We start from the raw sequence: 968 nt of genomic DNA on the forward strand, positions 1-968 counted from the left end.
TAACGTGAGTTCGGGTTAAGCCGAAGGCTGTAATGCCCAGTCTAACTGTAGCGAGGGCTTTTTCGGCTGATGGCAGTAGGCGATTAAGCCACAAAGTATATTCACAAAGCAATTCACCGGACTACGATGGCGGGAATGCTCAATTTGTGAAATATTCTTTAACTGGTCAATCACTGTCTCAATAATGAAGCGCTTTCTCGATAATAATTTATCTGTCAAACGCATTAATCTGTTCTTCATGTTGCGTTTTGGCTTCGCAAAAAACTCAATCCCATAGGTTTCCCGTAACTTCTCCGTTAACGGTTGAGAAACGTAGCCTCTGTCTGCAAAGACTTTGCCAAATAATTGCTGCACTAACTCCTCTACGGGTTTTCTGTCATCTACATTACCTGCGGTGATTTGAACATTGAGCAACTCTCCCAGTTCATTGACCACTAAATGAAGCTTAAAACCATAGAACCAACCCACGGAAGTTTTGCCGAGAGCCACAAGACCATCAAAGACCTTGTGACTGTGAATACGCCTACTGTGACAGACTTTTAGGCTTGTCGCATCAATGAAACTGATACCTGTGCAGCTCCCGAAACAATGCTTTAAATACACACATAAAGGCACAATCGTCGAAGGTATCCACTCGATAAAACGCTGATAGCTGACGAGGTGTGGAAAGGCTTCTCGCCAATGTTGACAAACATACTTTTCGTAGAAATGTTTGAAATTACGGTAGGATTCGCGATGAAAGGAGATCAAGATTGTCAGAATTTCGCTGAGGCATAAACGACGGGAGCGAAGTCGAGTCACTGTACCGCCTTGAATTAACTCTTGATGCCAGAGAGGCTCAAAGATTTGACAGAAGTCATCCACATTACAGAAAAGTTCTTCTAGACTAGACATGGGGTGAGTAGATTGGTTTAGTTTGGACACTTCCAGACTACTCTACCCCTCTTCCCTTATCCCGAACTCACGTT

The 968-nt window shown here is 43.5% G+C and carries 1 protein-coding gene; it reads right to left on the reverse strand.

Going from position 1 to position 968, the window contains the following annotated elements; genetic code table 11:
* Positions 1-15: 15 nt before the first annotated feature.
* Positions 16-894, reverse strand: coding sequence for an IS982 family transposase (locus FEK30_RS00195; RefSeq protein ID WP_138071026.1), 879 nt, complete (start codon positions 892-894; stop codon positions 16-18).
* Positions 895-968: the final 74 nt, after the last annotated feature.

This window comes from Picosynechococcus sp. PCC 11901 (assembly GCF_005577135.1).
GTDB lineage: Bacteria > Cyanobacteriota > Cyanobacteriia > Cyanobacteriales > MRBY01 > MRBY01.

Excerpts from the sequence above, each read along its gene's own strand:
- FEK30_RS00195 (WP_138071026.1), bottom strand. The coding sequence starts at position 894 with ATGTCTAGTCTAGAAGAACTTTTCTGTAATGTGGATGACTTCTGTCAA.